Here is a 14002-nt window from a genome sequence, read left to right as displayed (position 1 = left end):
CGGATTACCGTAATGATAAAAAAAATTATTTTACTGACAGCAATTGCTACCGTTTCAGCTTGCAGCGTTTTTAACAAAAGTTCTCAAACCCCGCCAAATATTTATTCATTTTCATCAACGATTACGGAGAGTGGGCTTTATAATGATTTGGCTGTATTAGCCCATGATTCGCTTCAAGGTCGTGAAACGGGGACCATTGGGGAAGAGAAAGCAGCCCGTTACCTGTCTAAGCGATATGAGGAAATGGGATTGAAACCGGTGGGAGATGACGGTTCTTATTTTCAGCATTATGAACTTATTCAGCCTACCGTAGAACAATTTAATTATGAGCTGAAAAGTACTGCTGCAGACTCTGTTGTTGACAATTCAACTCACAATAAACAGGAGGATGCAAATTTCGTAACAATTTTTGGAGGCAGTGATTCATTATCAGGTTCTGTTGTATTTGCAGGGGCCGGAATGTTCGATGAGGAAGAGGGAATCAACCAATATCCCGAACAAACGGCAGGAAAGTGGCTTTTTATATTGTATGACCGAGACCATACTAACATGAACCATTTGCAAACGATGCTTTCTGGAGATGCTTTGGGAGCAATAATATTAGTGGGAACAGATGTAGCTGATTACGAGATGGAAGCTGAGAACCGCAAGGCCGGTTTTGGTATGGGCAGGGGACTGTCTCTTAAATATCTTCAGGAAAACGGAGGAGGATTAGCACCTGCTTTTAATCGAATTCATCCCGAATTGGCTGCTACGTTGTTGGGGGTTAAAGAAGTAGAGGCTTTGGAGGAAATCCAGAAAAAAATTGTTACCGAGCCCGTGTCTTTTGAAGCGAAAGCGTTAGATTTTACTCTTGATCACAATCCTTTAGTTAATGAAAACACAGTAGTTACAAAAAATGTTGTAGGTTTTTTGGAAGGCAGCGATCCGGATCTTAAGGATGAAGTGATAGTATTAAGTTCTCACTATGATCATGTTGGAATTGGCCAACCGGATTCAACCGGGGATAATATATATAATGGTGCTGATGATGATGGAAGTGGAACCGTTGCAACTCTTCAAACAGCAGAAGCCATGGCCGCTGCAAAAGAAGCCGGGGTTGGGCCAAAACGAAGTGTGCTCTTTTTGAATGTATCAGGTGAAGAAAAAGGGTTGCTGGGGTCCCGATACTATTCAGACCACCCCATTTTTTCAATCGAAAATACCGTAGCCAATATTAATATTGATATGATTGGCCGGGTGGATGAAGAGAATATAGCGGATAGTAATTATGTTTATATCATCGGCGGAGAAATTATTTCTTCCGGCTTGGATAGCCTCACTCAAATGGCTAATACCATGGGGCCAGATCTGACGCTGAGCAAAAGGTATAATGATCTTAACGATCCGAATCAGTTTTACCGCAGAAGTGATCACTGGAACTTTGGCCGACTTGGAGTTCCATTTGTATTCTTTTTTACCGGTGTACATGCCGATTATCACCGGCCATCTGACCATATAGAGAAGATCACTTTTGGGCCGCTCACCAAAAGAACACAGCTGGTGTATAACCTAACGGCCTTGTTGGCGAATTCGCCTGATCGGCCTGAAGTTGATAACCAGGAGTTTATCGAAAAAACGCAGGTTCAGCCGAGATAGAATGTCGGACACTGAATATTGAGCAAGAAGAACTTTCGCAGCTCTTTATTGGGGTATTATTTACCAATTAAGATGAAAGGAGCCCAATAAACCGGGTGTTTGTAGTATGGATGGTCGATCATGTAAAGTTTGGCATCGCGAAGGGCTTTAGCCTTATAATCAAACAGCGGATGTTCATACATCCCGAACCAATCCAGGGTTTGATTCCACAGACCATAATCTTCCTGTTCGTGAGCCAGCATTTGCTTGTAAAAGGTTGACATGAACACAGAAGTGCTCCGGTCAAAAACGCTCCAAAGGCTAACCATCACAGAAGATGCTCCGGCTGATAGAAATGAACGCTGTAAACCTAGTAATCCCTCACCCGTTACAATTTTGCCCATTCCGGTGTTACAAGCGCTTAAGGTCACCAGGTCCGCATTTAATCTAAGGCCGGAAATCTCCCGGCTGTTTAAATAGCCATCTTCTCCAAACAAGGACTCCATCTCCGTTTTTTTTGAAAGGAGTAATCCGCTTCGGGCCGGATTTTCTTCGTTGACTTCGGCATGAGTTGCAAAATGAATAAACCGGAAATCACCCAATTCATGAGACTTTAAAGCAGCTTCGGTAACATCTTCATTCTTAAGAACTTTTAAATTGGTAAAATTCACTGAAATGGAATCCACTTCCAATAAGGTGGATGGTAAGGAGGCAAAGGAAGCCTGGGAGCTGGAGGGGCTGGCATTGCTGCCTCCTTCAAAACCGGAGCCGGCCAGGGCCAGTAATTCAAAACTTGTAGTTCGGTGAGGATTGTTTATAAATGAATAGATAGAAGCGGATGGAAGATATTTGATATGTAAGTCTTCGATTAAAAAACGCTTGTTATTGCTCAGCGACTCAAATGGTAAAAAGGTGAGTGCTCCACCGGGAATAATAAGTAGGTTGGTAATTTTAGTATCATTGTTAAGCTCCAAACCGGGAATAAGTTCATTATATAGACCTGCCCCAAGCTTCGCTATCTTATTCATTGGATCTTTATTGGTAATCGCTTCACGGTAACCCCTTATTTGTTCCGTAAAGTATTGGTTTGCTGTTAATGGATCATTTGGGGTAAAGACGCTTCCCGAGATTCCGGTTCTGGTAATAAAAAGCCGGATTAGGCTGTTTTCAGTAAAAGCATATTCCAGAATAGCTGTCTCTGAGTCCAGCATGACTTGAGCCTGTTTGAGGGTAACCGGCTGGGGATATTTAAAATCTTTAAGATGTGCGTTACTTGTCTGAATTTGATTCAGAAATGCTTGGTACTCAAACTCCAGGTCTTTGAGTTCATCCCGCAGGGAGTTTTTCTCATGTACTGATTTAGCCACTTCAAGCTGATTATACAACCGGTCCAATTGTTTGGCTTTTTGTTGTTTCTTAATGAGGGTGGGTTCGTCCAGAGATGCGAGCTCATTTTCCCGATCCTCAGCCAATTCATCCATCAATACTCGTGCCTTAGCAGACTCGATCAGCTCAAAGGCTTTTTTGGGGTTGTTTTTCCGGTTGATATACCAAGAGGCCACTTCATTATAAAAGCCAGCATGTTTCCGGAAAAAACCGGACCTGAAAGTGAGTCCGGCTACGTTGGTGCGAATAGAGTCGATAAGAGAAAAGGTTTCTTCTGCAATTATAAAGGCACTGTCTGAAGAGACTTCATTATAAGCTTTAGCAAGATTCATTGAGGGCGAAATTCTAGAAGGTATAGACGAAGAGGAGGAAAGTTTATAAGCTTTTTTATACTCCTTCAGACTGTTTTGCAGATCCCCTTCAATTTTATAAAGTTTCGCAAGCAGATTATGTGATCTGACTTGCCGCAATTGAAACTGCTTTTCAAAGGCGATATCATGTGCATTGGAAACAAATTCTTTTGCCACTCCATAATTTCCTTTTAAAAGCTCCAGGTTGGCAATATCCAGGTATAAATTAGAAAGAATTTTTGGATCATTGACCTCCTGCATCCATTCCAAGGCCTCATTATAGAAAGCCGTTGCATTTTCAAGGTCGTTGTTTCTAATAGCAATACGTGCAATTCGAACCAAGCCATCTGCCGTGGAGACCGGGCGGTTAATTTCACGATTAATGGCCAAGGCTTCGTTATAGTAGCTAAGGGCGGTTTCAAAATCTCCTGAACGGTCGAATAAACTCCCGATATTTTCCAGCGTTTGGGTGATATCGTAGGGGTTTTCAAGCATCCTGGACAGCTCCAACGACTTTTGGTAGTAAATGATGGCACTGTCTCTTTTTCCCTGCCGTTCAAAATTCCAGGCCAGATTGTGATAAGCGATATCCAGTAAGCGAGGGTCTTCTAATTTTTCACGTATCTTAAGGCTTTTGCGGATATAGGGCTCTGCTTGTTGATGGAGTCCTAACTCCATCATAGTCAGAAAAATCCCATTTAAGACATACGAAAGACGTGCATCATTATTTAAATCGGTATAAATTTCTTTGGCTTTTTGCTGATGAAAAAGGGCAGTCTCATAGTCACCTGTATTTTGGTAGGTATAGGAAATATTATTATTAAGCCGTGCGATCAAGCTGGAATCAGTTATTCCTTCAGCAACTTTCAAGGCATCCAAATAAAACTTCTGTGATTCATCATACTGCTCGGAACGCCTTAGTATAAGACCAATGTAATTTTTGATGTTTATTTGTAAAGATGTGGGAATCTGCTGGAGAGGTGTTTTGTCGAGTGTACGAAAAATTTCAAGAGCCTCATTCACAGATCCACTTACGTAAAGCGTTTTTGCATATTCAAAGGAAGCTTCCATCCATTTTAAAGAATCACTTTTTTGCAGAAAAAGGTCTATAGCTTTTTGGTAATGCTCAGCGGCACGGGCATAATCTCTGTCGGAATAAGATTCATTTCCAAGGACAAAGAGAGAGTCACCCTGAGATACCTGGGCATTTAAAATTTGCCCAAATCCAAAAGTGATCAAAAAAGTTATGGTAAGTACGTTTTTCATTTAAGAAATATTACTCCTTCCTAATTGAATGTGCTGATAATAAATTGTTTTTTGGTAGAGAACTATTAAGAAATAATATTTAAAAATGAAAAATAACTATTTACCCAACATATATTTTAAAAATACTGATCCTGATGATAGCGGTGAGGATGATGGAGGAAAAGGAGGGGGTTCTGGCAACGGGGAAACCGATGACACAAATCCGGTTTAAAATACTTAAGCTAAAAAAAGCCGGGATTCCCGGCTTTTTTTATTCCCCGAACAAAGCATTCACAAAATCAGCACGGTCAAATACCTGCAAGTCTTCAATTTTTTCACCAAGTCCGATATACTTAACCGGTACATTCAATTCGTGCGAAACGCCAATTACAATCCCTCCCTTTGCTGTCCCGTCTAATTTTGTAAGCGCCAAGCCCGTGATATCAACTGTTTCGGTAAAAGCCCGTGCTTGTTGAAGGGCATTTTGCCCGGTGGAGGCGTCCAGAACCAGGATGACTTCATGAGGGGCTCCTTCTACCACTTTGCCCATAACCCGTTTGATCTTGGCTAATTCTTCCATCAGCGCTTTTTTGTTATGAAGACGTCCGGCGGTATCGATTAAGGCTACATCACTGCCGCGGGCTTTAGCCGCTGCAACGGTATCGTATGCCACTGAAGCCGGGTCAGCATTTTGTCCCTGTTGGATGATCGGGACATCTGCTCGTTCACTCCAGATCTTAAGCTGATCAACAGCAGCAGCGCGGAAGGTGTCAGCGGCTCCCATGATCACTTTTTTACCGGCTTTTTTATAGAGATGAGCCAGTTTTCCAATAGTGGTAGTCTTGCCCACACCATTTACACCAACCACTAAAATGATGTGCGGTTTTACGGGAAACTCAGCTTCAAACTCAGCGGGCTTGTCAGGGGCGTTGTTTTCGAGCAGGTCTACAATTTCTTCACGGAGCATGGTCTGAAGCTCATCTTGGGTCACGTATTTATCTTTGGCTACCCGGGCTTCAATTTTCTTAATAATCTCGATGGTGGTGTTTACACCGACATCGGAAGTAATAAGAATTTCCTCGAGGTCATCCAGGATGGCATCATCAACTTTGTCTTTTCCGACAAATGCCTTACCGATTTTGTTGAGCAAGCCATCGCGACTTTTTTCAACGCCTTCATCCAGCTTCTCTTTTTTCTTAAGTCCTAATTTTTCGAGAAATCCCATGTATAAAACTAATTGAATTTTGCCCCGCGCATAATCAGGCGGTAGCGATTAAAGTAATCGATCCAAGATATGACCATTAAAGTTACCGAACACGCCATCAAAAACATGTGTGTGCTTTGAGCCTCAGGAAAGAAAAATACCGAAATCCAGTATAGTGCTAAAACATTTACTGAAATTTTTCCGGACATGATTGCCATGGCTACTTTATCATATTTCTTTTTAATATAGTATGAGCCCAACATGATTAAGACATCCCGGATCACGGCAACAATCAAAAACCAGAGCGGGATCCAGCCAATCCATACTGTATAAATAAAAAGTACCAAGGCACAGAGCTTATCGGCAATAGGGTCAATCATCTTGCCAAGTTCAGAAATAGTATTGGTCTTTCGTGCAATGAAACCATCCAGATAATCTGATATGACACCATAGGCAATCAAAATTAATATGGCAGTATCTACTTGGAAATTATTTTGATAGTGCAAATACACAACCGGAAAGGCAACCAATATGCGGGTAAAAGAAATGGTATTAGACCAAGTGAGGACTCGTCCGGTAACCTGAACTTTTTTGCCGTCTATATTTTGAGTTGTACTAGCCAAACCTTGTTTTTATTTGCGATATTGCCGATCCAAATTTACAGTCATTGTAGTACATAAACCAATATGAACGAGCATAAATTACTGGTCGAAAAAAAGCTGACATCAAAAGAAGTTTTTAAGGGAAAACTGCTTCATGTTTTTTATGATGAAGCGAAACTGCCGGACGGAGGGGTATCATCACGCGAATGGATTAAACATCCGGGTGCCTGCGCAGTAGTACCGGTTTTTAAAAATGGGGATTTGATGATGATTCGACAGTTTCGCTATCCCATGTCGCAGATATTTTGGGAAGTTCCTGCCGGTAAAATTGATTTCGGAGAAACGGAAGACCAAACGGCTTTGAGAGAATTACAGGAAGAGGCCGGCGTGAAAACCGGCGACTTTGCTTATATCGGGCATTTCTATCCCTGCATTGGCTATTCGGATGAAGTGATCCATATTTATGTGGCTTGGAATTTAGCGCAGACTGCTCAAAAAGTAGATGAGGATGAATTTGTAACCAAAGAGCGAATTCCTTTTAAAGAAGCGGTAAAGATGGTTCACTCCGGAGAGATCAATGACGGGAAAACGGTGATTTGCTTGTTACGGGCATGGAAGTGGTGGCAGGGCGAAGGACCGTTTAAATTAACTAAATAGTCTGCCAAGAAATCGGCGGCTCAGCGAGCCGCGGTACGTATATCGGCTCGCTGAGCCGATATGTCTGGGCTGCCCCAATGTACTATCGAATAATCCCTTCTTCCTTCGCCAGCTCAAACATGCTTTCATGGAGATTTTCGTTATCGAGATCTCCCCGCATACACAGTTCTGCAACTTCCAGGCCATTAAGCATGAGGATACAGCCCATTTCATTAAGTATGGAATCAAATTTCATGGGGTTGGCCTTGCTGAGTTTCTCAACATCAATTCCGTCCGGACTGATTTTCTTATTTACCAATACATAGAATTTATCATCAGAGTCTTCTCCAAAAGAAAATTCCTCCAATCCGGTGTCTTTAAGCTTTAGCATGTTTGTCTAAAAAATCTCTGGCTTTAATGATTTCTGTGATCTCATCTGTCTCCCGGTTCACAATGCGAATCTGGAATAAACTGATAATAGCTTGCTCGTTCAATATCTGAATAACTTCATCAATGGTTTCACATTCTTCAGTTTCACTCACAAGATCATTGATGCCCTGAACAATGTATCGATACTGTTTTTTTTTGTTCTTCTTTTTTTGGGTAGTGCCGGAGTCCGGCTGAGGCTCTTCAAAATATTCCCGGATGGCCTCTTCGGTCACATACCAACTCACCCCCAATTTACGGCCGCGAATTCGGCCTTCGCGCAGGTAGGTGCGAAGGGTCATTTTTGAAATTCCGAGTTGTTCATGCAGATCATCAACGGAATAAAGGGTAAGATTTCCAATTTTTTTAGGCATTACGTCTCTAAATTGAATGAATAAATATTATTGTTACCAACCATTAAACTACAAATAATTTTACATTAGTTACTATTACTTATATAAAAGAAATTAGATTTGGTTGAGGCTAGGCTTCCGCCGTATATTGAGTACAGTTATTCAAAAAACAAGGCAGCGGGTCCCAAAAAGGCCGGCTTTTTTTATGTCTGAGATTTACCTTCCTTTCGCTCCGAGGCATGAATTTTTAGTAACGCACAAAATCACTCCTCTTCATCAATATTTTTGTATGCCTGAGTGATACGCTGATTCATCAACCTGCGATAGTTTTTAAACTCATATTCACTAACTGTAAATTCAGAGTGATATTCCCCGTCAAAGCATTCTACATTAAGTTTGTTGGGTTTATCGGTTTCTGTAATGGTTACCTGCACTTTCCCCAGGCGATAGGAATCTCTTTCTTTCATAGAATAAATTTTTTCTGAAGGTAAAAAAATCTGTCTTTAGCTTTTGAACTTTAACCTGTTTTAAATTCGTTCAGTTAAATCACACGTTAACTTTTAGTATTTTAGAATGTTCAATCTAAAAAACGTCATGAAAAAGAAGAATATTTTCATAATAGTGGTAAGCATTTTCTTAGGGGTCTTTGTGTATGTTTCATTGAGTAATGTACAGGCCCCGGTTAATGATAACTCTCCGGAATGGATCCCAATTCACGAAGCTCAGCAAATGGCAGCTTCCTCTGACAAACTTATTTTTGTGGATGTTTATGAAATTGGCTGCAAATACTGCAGGGCTATGGATCGGGAGGTGTTTCCGGATTCTACAGTAAGGCAGGTGATGGATGCCAACTACATTCCGGTTCGAATAGACGGAAACTCTATGGAGAAGATTCAATTTAACGGAAAGGAAATAGCCGCTAAAGATTTTGCGCAAAGCAAAGGGGCTTATGTATTTCCGACGTCCCTGATTTTGGATGTAGAAGGAAACGTTATTAAGAAAAAAACCGGTTATATGGGCGTGGATGAATTCAGACAATTTTTATATCAATAACATTAATTAATCAGGGATTATTATGAGGATGAAAAAAATTACTGCTAATATGGGCATGGTATTAGCGATCTTTTTGATTGCAGCCGGCTGCAATGGACAAGCCGGAGACCAAGCCCAAAAACCACCGGCTGAAGATTTGCAAGTGGAAGCTGAAAAGGTAGCATCCGGAATCCAGATTGGATGGGGCATTGCTTTTCTGCCTGATGGTGATATGCTGGTAACAGAAAAGTCAGGCTCTTTATACAGAATTCAAGATGGAGAAATTATTGCTGAAATTACTGAGGGAATTCCATCAACACTTCATGTAAACGGACAGGGTGGGTTTTTGGATATAGAGCTTCATCCCAATTATGAAGAAAATGGCTGGATATATTTCTCCCATTCATCAAGTGCGGGCGAAGGGGAAGGAAGTAACACGGCTATAATCCGCGCTAAACTTGAAAACGATGCATTAGTAGATACGGAAGTGCTTTATAAGGCTGAGCCAAATTCAACCCGAGGACAACATTACGGCAGTCGCATTGTTTTTGACAACGAGGGATATTTGTTTTTCTCGATTGGAGACCGTGGTAACCGCGACGTAAACCCTCAAGACCTATCCAGGGATGGCGGTAAGATTTATCGGTTGAATGATGACGGAAGCATTCCCTCAGACAACCCTTTTGTGGGTGAAGACGGGGTTAAAGAAGCTACATACTCTTATGGGCACCGAAACCCCCAGGGAATGGCCTTAAATCCTGAAAGCGGAGTATTGTGGGCGAACGAACATGGGCCTCGCGGCGGTGATGAAGTGAATATAATTGAGCCTGGTAATAATTACGGATGGCCGGTTATCAGCTATGGCATCAATTATAATGGAACCGAATTTGCAGAAGACACTGCCAGGGTAGGAATGGAACAACCGATTTTGTATTGGGATCCATCTATCGCCCCTGCCGGAATGGCTTTTATCACAAGTGATAAATACCCGGGATGGGAAGGCGATTTATTAGTTGCATCGCTCAAATTTTCCTATATAGCGCATTTAGATGTGGAAGGAAATGAAATTCTTGGTGAGACAAAACTGGTAGAAGGTGTAGGCAGAATTCGTGCCATTGAAGAAGGTCCGGATGGCTATATTTACTTTACCGCTGAAGGCGACGGGGTTTATCGTTTAGTGCCGTCTGAAGATTAATCCGGTATCATAGGACTCCCTGGAAAATTCTTCCAAAGCCTGTAAAGTTGTTTGCAATGTGTGTTAATCAGCTTTTGCTGATTTAAAGCAAACATCGATAAAAAAATTTGTAAGGAATTGGGTTTTTATCGCTCTAACTAATATGGAGCGACGATCATCATATCAATTTCCATTTAGCAGATATCCGGCGGTCAGAATTGCCTTAATGCTGATCGCGGGCATTCTGTTTTTTTATTTTTATAACCCCTCTCATTCTCTGGTTACAAGTTTTTTTGCTTTTTCAGCAATTACCTATGGCCTCATAGAATGGCGAAATACCTATGTAATCAGCGCATTTCTCACAAATCTAAGCTCCTTTGCCTTTCTTCTGACAATCATTGCTTTTGGCGTTTTTCGAATGAGCATTGACTCAGAAAAGGAGACCTCCGAAACCATACGGTTGCTCCAGGTCTTTTCCTGGGAAGAAGTTCAGATAACGGGTACGATTCAATCCATTTCTAAAACGGCTGCCGAAAAAGTACGATGGGATGTTTCGGTTGAGGAAACAATTTTTGGACAGGTTTCTTCTTCCCAAAAATATATAGCACGGATTTTGGCAGACGAGCTGTCTGTAAAGCCCACGCTGGGAGACGAAGTGGTATTCACGGGTACGATTATTCCCATTTCCGAAAAACGAAACCCTCAGGATTTTGACTATAAAGGTTACTTACAATCACAGGGAATTTCGGTGCAGATAAAAGCGGTCGATCTTCATAAAATTATACCTAATGATGAGCTGACAGAATGGGTTTGGTGGCGGGAGAAAGCTTTAGACTTGGTGGATAAAAACTTTAACGAAGCAACGGCACCCATTGCCAAGGCTTTGTTGGTTGGCTATAAGCAGGATTTGGACTCCGAATCTAAAGCAGCTTTTGCCCGGGCGGGGCTTTCTCATATTATGGCTGTTTCGGGTTTACACGTGGGCTTTATCGTGGCCCCGTTCTGGGTTATAATTCCATATTTCTGGACCAGGAAACACGGTAGTAAAGTTGGGCTGGCTCTGCTGATTATATTGCTGTTTTGTTATGCGGGAATCACGGGGTTTTCCCCTTCAGTTATGCGGGCATCCGTAATGGCAGGGTTTCTGAGTTACGGCAAATTGTTTCATCGCATAAATGATTCGATAAACCTGACGGCAGCGGCAGCAATTGCTCTTTTAATCATCAATCCGGCTCAGCTGTTTGAAATTGGGTTCCAGTTATCTTTTTCAGCGGTACTGATAATTTTGTTAATCCTGCCTGTAATACAAAACATCCTTCCTTATTGGGTCAGAGTTCGCTGGTATGGGAAACCCTTGATGGTAGTTATTGTATCATTGGTGGTTCAATTTGGCCTTTATCCTCTGCAAGTATATTATTTTGGGGAAATTTCATTAGTAAGCCCCATAGCCAATGCCCTGTTCGTTCCGTTTTTGGGGATAGTAGTCCCTCTTTCATTAGTTGCACTGTTTATAGCAGCAGTTCTTCCGGGCCTTGGTTTTATCCTAAACTACCCTTCATTTCTTTTCTTAGGATGGATGAGTGATTTTGTAAATATAGCGTCAACATGGGATTGGGCGTGGACAACCGCTAGCCTGAAAAGTAATCTCATTTTTGTGCTTTGGCTGTTAGTGATATTCACCATTTCTTCCTGGCAAATTACAGCTCTTAGATGGAAATTAAGCATCGGGATCTTAATGACGGCTTGTTTAATGTTGTCATTTCACGTAATTCAGAAAACTCAACCCGCCAAACTTAAGGTCACTTTTTTTGATGTGGGTCAAGGTGATGCTGCCCTGCTAAGCACCCCTTCCGGAAAGCATATTTTGATTGACGCTGGAATTTGGTCTCCCGGTTATAACAGTGGGAAATCCGTTATTGTTCCACATCTGAAATCATCCGGAATTGAAAAACTGGATGCCGTGATTCTCAGTCATCCGCATGCTGATCATATTGGAGGGATTCCGGATTTAATAGAAGAAGTGCCCATTAATGTGATCTATGATTCAGGCTATGAGTATGATTCTAATCTTTATCAAAGGTATAAGACTTTGGCCCGGGAGAAATCAATCCCTGTCAAACCTCTTCAATCAGGGGATACTTTGGGAATAGATCCGGCGATGCTGTTTTTAATTTTAGGGCCCGACGGTAAATTTTATAATTCTGATCCCAACGAACACTCTGTGGTTTTGAATGTTATCTATGGTGAATCAGAGTTTTTGTTCACCGGCGATGCAGGCGAAAATCAAGAAGAAAGGCTGGTACGTAATTATGGAGACCTATTAGATACAGACTTACTGAAAGTGGGCCATCACGGCAGCAGAACCAGCTCAGGGGTTGCTTTTCTGAACTATGTGACCCCCGAAAAGGCATTGGTTTCCCTTGCTGAGAATAACCGGTTTCGGCATCCTCATAAAGAAGCTCTGCAACGATTAAGCCAAACAGAAGCTCAGGTGTTATTCACAAGCCGAGAACGAGCTATTATTTTTGAATCGGACGGGGAAAACATTAAAAGGGTTGGTTGGTGATACATGGTATAAAAGTTGAGATAGTGAGTTCTGTGTGCTGGCAGTTTTAGTAAATAACTTTTGTTATAATCCTATTCATCCAAAAAAGAACTTTTCTAATCATATCATGAAAAAATCCATTCTTACTATAGTCCTTGCATTTGTATTTAGCAGCCCTCTTTGGGCTCAACAACTTGAACATAAAAATTATGCATTTGTAAATGGGCACCTTGTTGATCAAGAAAGTGAAGAGATAGTTAAAAATGCGATGATATTAGTATCCGAAGGAAAAATTGAGAGAATTATCCGCGGTGAAAATCAAGCCCCGGAAGGATATAATTCCATAGATTTAGATGGCAAGTATATACTTTCAGGTTTCATGGATGCCCACACCCACCTTAGTTCTATGTCTGCCGCTGAACGAGCTTTGCACTCCGGCGTCACGACTGTAAGAAGCTCAAGCGTGTCTTATTTCCAGGATGTAGCGATTAAAAATTTAGTTGATAATAACTATTTGGCCGGGCCGGATATGATACCAGCCGGCATATTCGTAACCCCTGATTTAGGTGAAAGTATTTTGGCGGACCCTGAACTTGCTTCACTTTTTAATGGTGTGACCAGTGAAGAAGCTCTGCGGAAGCTTGTCAGGGTCAATGTTGAACGAGGAGCGATGTTCATTAAGACAAGGGGAACGGAAAGAGCCGGTTTGCCAAATACGGACCCCCGCAAGCAAACGTATTCTCAGGAACAGCTGAAAGTTGTTGTAGATGAGGCTGCCAAGTATGATGTCCCAATCCAGATTCATGCCCATGGAGATGAAGGTTCATACGCAGCGGTTCGGGCGGGAGCAAGGAGTATAGAACATGGAACTTATTTAAGTGAGCAAACACTGAAGCTAATGGCCGAAAAGGGAACATTTTTTGTACCAACTTTCAGTACAGTGTATGATCTAACACAGCCCGGCGGCGATTATGATAATCCCATTCTCAGAAACCGCGGAAGACACATGTTGCCGGAATTGGAAGAAACAGTAAAAAAAGCACGAGAACTGGGAGTAACGATTGTTACCGGGGCAGATACCGGTTATGGACCAAACAGCCTTACACGCGTTAGCCATGAAATGACCTTTTTTGTAGAAATGGGCTTTTCCCCTTTTGAGGCATTACGGGCGGCAACAACAGATGCAGCCAGGTTATTGCAAATTGATGACAAAACCGGCCAAATTGCCCCGGGATTTGAGGCAGACCTGGTTGTCCTAAACAGCAACCCGATTGAAGATATAAAATCTACTCAGGATGTTATCCTGGTTATGAGTAATGGGCATCTTGTTCTAAACAGGTTGCCTTATAGGCTGAAAGAATAAATTATTTTATGAGATAGAATTTATTTTAGGGCTTACTGGTGTTTCAAAACATGCCTTTTTGCTAAAAAA

Annotated in this window: 13 protein-coding genes; 7 read left to right on the top strand and 6 right to left on the bottom strand. The window is 41.7% G+C overall.

Annotated features, from left to right (window positions below; translation table 11 throughout):
• The first annotated feature begins 12 nt into the window (after nucleotides 1-12).
• Nucleotides 13-1638 carry a M28 family peptidase gene (locus tag HUJ22_RS11210; RefSeq protein WP_290877454.1) on the top strand — a complete coding sequence of 542 codons (1626 nt, stop codon included), beginning with the start codon at nucleotides 13-15 and terminating at the stop codon, nucleotides 1636-1638.
• Nucleotides 1639-1694: 56 nt separating this feature from the next.
• Here HUJ22_RS11210 and HUJ22_RS11205 read toward each other — a convergent pair whose 3' ends face one another.
• Nucleotides 1695-4619, bottom strand: coding sequence for a CHAT domain-containing protein (locus HUJ22_RS11205; protein ID WP_290877451.1), 2925 nt, complete (start codon nucleotides 4617-4619; stop codon nucleotides 1695-1697).
• A gap of 85 nt (nucleotides 4620-4704) precedes the next feature.
• Between HUJ22_RS11205 and HUJ22_RS11200 the strand changes: the two genes are divergently transcribed.
• A complete protein-coding gene (locus HUJ22_RS11200; protein ID WP_290877448.1) occupies nucleotides 4705-4830 on the top strand; it encodes a hypothetical protein in 126 nt (41 codons plus the stop codon).
• Nucleotides 4831-4869: 39 nt separating this feature from the next.
• On the opposite strand, the gene ftsY is transcribed toward HUJ22_RS11200, so the two are convergent.
• Both ftsY and HUJ22_RS11190 read right to left on the bottom strand, forming a co-directional pair.
• Nucleotides 4870-5823 (bottom strand): signal recognition particle-docking protein FtsY, encoded by a 954-nt coding sequence (ftsY, locus tag HUJ22_RS11195; RefSeq protein WP_290877445.1) that lies wholly within the window; start codon nucleotides 5821-5823, stop codon nucleotides 4870-4872.
• Between the two features lie 8 nt (nucleotides 5824-5831).
• Nucleotides 5832-6425: a CDP-alcohol phosphatidyltransferase family protein gene (locus tag HUJ22_RS11190; RefSeq protein WP_290877443.1), complete on the bottom strand. Its 594-nt coding sequence runs from the start codon at nucleotides 6423-6425 to the stop codon at nucleotides 5832-5834.
• Between the two features lie 63 nt (nucleotides 6426-6488).
• Here HUJ22_RS11190 and HUJ22_RS11185 point away from each other — a divergent pair, with 63 nt between their 5' ends.
• On the top strand, nucleotides 6489-7061 hold the full coding sequence (locus tag HUJ22_RS11185) for an NUDIX hydrolase (RefSeq protein WP_290877440.1): 573 nt from the start codon (nucleotides 6489-6491) through the stop codon (nucleotides 7059-7061).
• 82 nt (nucleotides 7062-7143) lie between these two features.
• Here HUJ22_RS11185 and HUJ22_RS11180 read toward each other — a convergent pair whose 3' ends face one another.
• The 3 genes from HUJ22_RS11180 to HUJ22_RS11170 all read right to left on the bottom strand — a co-directional run bounded on the left by HUJ22_RS11180 (nucleotide 7144) and on the right by HUJ22_RS11170 (nucleotide 8286).
• Nucleotides 7144-7431: a hypothetical protein gene (locus tag HUJ22_RS11180; RefSeq protein WP_290877437.1), complete on the bottom strand. Its 288-nt coding sequence runs from the start codon at nucleotides 7429-7431 to the stop codon at nucleotides 7144-7146.
• Nucleotides 7418-7840, bottom strand: coding sequence for a helix-turn-helix domain-containing protein (locus HUJ22_RS11175; protein ID WP_290877435.1), 423 nt, complete (start codon nucleotides 7838-7840; stop codon nucleotides 7418-7420). The genes HUJ22_RS11180 and HUJ22_RS11175 overlap by 14 nt, the downstream gene beginning before the upstream one ends.
• Nucleotides 7841-8082: 242 nt before the next feature.
• Nucleotides 8083-8286 (bottom strand): hypothetical protein, encoded by a 204-nt coding sequence (locus HUJ22_RS11170; RefSeq protein WP_290877431.1) that lies wholly within the window; start codon nucleotides 8284-8286, stop codon nucleotides 8083-8085.
• A gap of 127 nt (nucleotides 8287-8413) precedes the next feature.
• On the opposite strand from HUJ22_RS11170, the gene HUJ22_RS11165 reads away from it, so the two are divergent.
• From HUJ22_RS11165 to HUJ22_RS11150, 4 genes are all read left to right on the top strand, one after another.
• Nucleotides 8414-8872, top strand: a complete 459-nt coding sequence (locus HUJ22_RS11165) for a DUF255 domain-containing protein (RefSeq protein WP_290877428.1) — start codon at nucleotides 8414-8416, stop codon at nucleotides 8870-8872.
• Nucleotides 8873-8900: 28 nt separating this feature from the next.
• Nucleotides 8901-10046, top strand: a complete 1146-nt coding sequence (locus HUJ22_RS11160) for a PQQ-dependent sugar dehydrogenase (RefSeq protein ID WP_290877425.1) — start codon at nucleotides 8901-8903, stop codon at nucleotides 10044-10046.
• 142 nt (nucleotides 10047-10188) lie between these two features.
• Nucleotides 10189-12591 carry a DNA internalization-related competence protein ComEC/Rec2 gene (locus HUJ22_RS11155; protein WP_290877422.1) on the top strand — a complete coding sequence of 801 codons (2403 nt, stop codon included), beginning with the start codon at nucleotides 10189-10191 and terminating at the stop codon, nucleotides 12589-12591.
• Nucleotides 12592-12697: 106 nt separating this feature from the next.
• Nucleotides 12698-13933, top strand: a complete 1236-nt coding sequence (locus HUJ22_RS11150) for an amidohydrolase family protein (RefSeq protein ID WP_290877420.1) — start codon at nucleotides 12698-12700, stop codon at nucleotides 13931-13933.
• Nucleotides 13934-14002 lie beyond the last annotated feature (69 nt).

The organism is Gracilimonas sp., assembly GCF_014762685.1.
Taxonomy (GTDB): Bacteria; Bacteroidota; Rhodothermia; order Balneolales; family Balneolaceae; genus Gracilimonas.
The sequence above is the reverse complement of the archived record's forward strand: the minus strand, read 5'-3'. Positions and strand labels throughout refer to the sequence as shown.

Excerpts from the sequence above, each read along its gene's own strand:
- HUJ22_RS11180 (WP_290877437.1), bottom strand. The coding sequence starts at position 7,431 with ATGCTAAAGCTTAAAGACACCGGATTGGAGGAATTTTCTTTTGGAGAA.
- HUJ22_RS11150 (WP_290877420.1), top strand. The coding sequence starts at position 12,698 with ATGAAAAAATCCATTCTTACTATAGTCCTTGCATTTGTATTTAGCAGC.
- HUJ22_RS11160 (WP_290877425.1), top strand. The coding sequence starts at position 8,901 with ATGAAAAAAATTACTGCTAATATGGGCATGGTATTAGCGATCTTTTTG.
- HUJ22_RS11165 (WP_290877428.1), top strand. The coding sequence starts at position 8,414 with ATGAAAAAGAAGAATATTTTCATAATAGTGGTAAGCATTTTCTTAGGG.
- HUJ22_RS11175 (WP_290877435.1), bottom strand. The coding sequence starts at position 7,840 with ATGCCTAAAAAAATTGGAAATCTTACCCTTTATTCCGTTGATGATCTG.
- HUJ22_RS11210 (WP_290877454.1), top strand. The coding sequence starts at position 13 with ATGATAAAAAAAATTATTTTACTGACAGCAATTGCTACCGTTTCAGCT.
- HUJ22_RS11200 (WP_290877448.1), top strand. The coding sequence starts at position 4,705 with ATGAAAAATAACTATTTACCCAACATATATTTTAAAAATACTGATCCT.
- HUJ22_RS11185 (WP_290877440.1), top strand. The coding sequence starts at position 6,489 with ATGAACGAGCATAAATTACTGGTCGAAAAAAAGCTGACATCAAAAGAA.
- HUJ22_RS11205 (WP_290877451.1), bottom strand. The coding sequence starts at position 4,619 with ATGAAAAACGTACTTACCATAACTTTTTTGATCACTTTTGGATTTGGG.
- HUJ22_RS11155 (WP_290877422.1), top strand. The coding sequence starts at position 10,189 with ATGGAGCGACGATCATCATATCAATTTCCATTTAGCAGATATCCGGCG.
- ftsY (WP_290877445.1), bottom strand. The coding sequence starts at position 5,823 with ATGGGATTTCTCGAAAAATTAGGACTTAAGAAAAAAGAGAAGCTGGAT.
- HUJ22_RS11170 (WP_290877431.1), bottom strand. The coding sequence starts at position 8,286 with ATGAAAGAAAGAGATTCCTATCGCCTGGGGAAAGTGCAGGTAACCATT.